The organism is Bacteroides sp. RTP31139st1_H2_RTP31139_211217 (assembly GCF_040227615.1).
GTDB lineage: Bacteria > Bacteroidota > Bacteroidia > Bacteroidales > Bacteroidaceae > Bacteroides > Bacteroides uniformis.
The window spans coordinates 1-2,232 of the sequence record NZ_JBCNZM010000300.1 but is presented as its reverse complement, the minus strand read 5'-3'; the positions used below and the strand labels follow the sequence as shown (position 1 = coordinate 2,232).

Here is a 2,232-nt window from a genome sequence, read left to right as displayed (position 1 = left end):
CCCAACGCAATCTTGGCAGCCACGAATGCCAGCGGATAACCGGTAGCCTTGGAAGCCAATGCGGAAGAACGGGACAGACGGGCGTTCACCTCGATGACACGATAGTCGTTTGTCTCGGCGTTGAACGCATACTGGATGTTACATTCGCCCACGATGCCCAGGTGGCGGATACATTTGGTGGAGAGCTCCTGCAACATTTTCACCTGCTCGTCGGTCAATGAGCAAGTGGGAGCCACTACGATGGACTCACCCGTATGAATGCCCAGCGGGTCGAAGTTTTCCATGCTTGCCACCGTGAAGCAGTGGTCGTTGGCATCGCGGATTACCTCGAATTCAATTTCCTTCCAACCCTTCAGAGACTCTTCTACCAGAATCTGCTTGGAGAAAGTGAAAGAGCTTTCGGCCAATTTAATGAAGGCTTCCTCGTCCGGACAAATACCGCTTCCCAGTCCACCCAGAGCATAAGCCGAGCGCACCATCACGGGGTAGCCAATCTCGCGGGCTGCCTTCAGTGCGTCCTCCATGCTCTCCACAGCGTGGCTCTTCGGAGTCTTCATCGGAATCTCGTCCAGCTTCTTCACAAAGAGGTCACGGTCTTCGGTGTACATAATCGCCTCAACGGAAGTACCCAGCACGCGCACGCCATATTTCTGAAGAATTCCGTTCTGATAGAGTTCCGTACCGCAGTTCAGCGCCGTCTGTCCGCCGAATGCCAGCAAAATGCCGTCGGGACGTTCTTTCTTGATGATTTCTTCCACGAAATAAGGAGTTACCGGCAAGAAATAAACTTGATCGGCGATACCTTCCGATGTCTGGATAGTAGCAATGTTCGGGTTTACCAAAACAGAACCGATACCTTCTTCGCGCAACGCCTTCAGCGCCTGCGAACCGGAATAGTCAAACTCTCCGGCCTGACCAATCTTGAGCGCACCAGAACCCAAGACAAGCACTTTCTTTAAATTCTTTTCCATATTCTCTTGTTGTCTATTAAGTTACGAGTTACAAGCTACGAACTACGAGTTGTAGCTATTTCACAAAAAAAATGCGTCACCCAATAAAGGATTAACGCATTACCAAAGAACTAAAAATATCTTTCTCGAAAAAAGAGAAACTGACGGCTCCCGAATGAAATTCATTCGAACGGAGGTTATATTTGCTTCTCATTTCCTGCGATTGCATAGTCTCTTTAAAATTTGTGCAAAGTAACGACTTATTTACGAAAAGAGCAAATTGTGGCATATTTTTTTGCATAAAAGAAACGTCATCCTCCATAATAGAAGAGCGGCCGTCGCCCACAACCGAAATCTTTTTCCGAAAAATGCGATTCCATATAAAAAAGAAAGACTATATCTCAGTAAAGGCATTTGCGGATAAATATGAAGATTCTCCCCACCAAAACTTGCTTTTCTCGCCACGGAAACTTACCTTTGTGCCTATACAAAAATAGAACAAGGATTCTGTTTCTACAAACAAAGCCTTTATTCTTAAAAATAAAATTTCTATTCCTTGGAATAAAGGCTTTATTCTAAGATTTCTCCGCCACCAAAAGAACTTTGCTCCGCAGGGAAAAGGACTTTGCAACGAAGGAAAGAAAAGAAAGGAGAACGCAACAATGACCACACGCTACCAAATGAAAGAAATGCCCGACTTGCAAGGCACGGGCGAACCAATCACCTACCCCAAGATGGTGATGACCGGACAGACCGGCACGCGCGAACTGGCGGAATACATCGCCATGACCTCGGGATTCTCGAAAGGCGTAACCGAAGGAATTATCTGCGAGCTGGGCGAAGCCCTGGCCCACGAAATGGGAATGGGACGCTCGGTGAAGATAGAAGGATTGGGCGTATTCACCCCCGCACTGTCCATCTACCCCGACAAGGAACGCGAACAGCCCCAAGAAAGCACCACGAAGCGAAACGCGCGGAGCATCTACGTAAGTGGCGTGAACTTCCGCACAGACAAGGCCTTGATTAGAGAAACCAACCATTGGTGCGAACTGGAACGTGCCTCCTGGAAACCCGCACGCTCGTCGAAGAAATACACCCCCGAACAACGTCTGGCTCTGGCGCATCAGTATCTGGACAAGCATGCCTTCCTTACTGTCAGCATCTACCGGCAACTGACCGGACTCGTCCGCTCCACCGCCACCGTGGAACTGCGCAAATGGGCACATACTCCCGGCAGCGGAATCGATACAAGCGGCATCGGAAGCCATAAGGTATACGTGAA

The 2,232-nt window shown here is 48.9% G+C and carries 2 protein-coding genes; one reads left to right on the top strand and one right to left on the bottom strand.

From position 1 onward, the window contains the following. On the bottom strand, positions 1–971 hold a 971-nt coding region (locus ABUA47_RS24230; RefSeq protein ID WP_349832225.1), incomplete at its 3' end, for an ATP-grasp domain-containing protein. Between the two features lie 641 nt (positions 972–1,612). On the opposite strand from ABUA47_RS24230, the gene ABUA47_RS24225 reads away from it, so the two are divergent. After that, the coding region (locus ABUA47_RS24225) for an HU family DNA-binding protein (RefSeq protein WP_349832223.1) at positions 1,613–2,232 on the top strand (620 nt) is incomplete at its 3' end.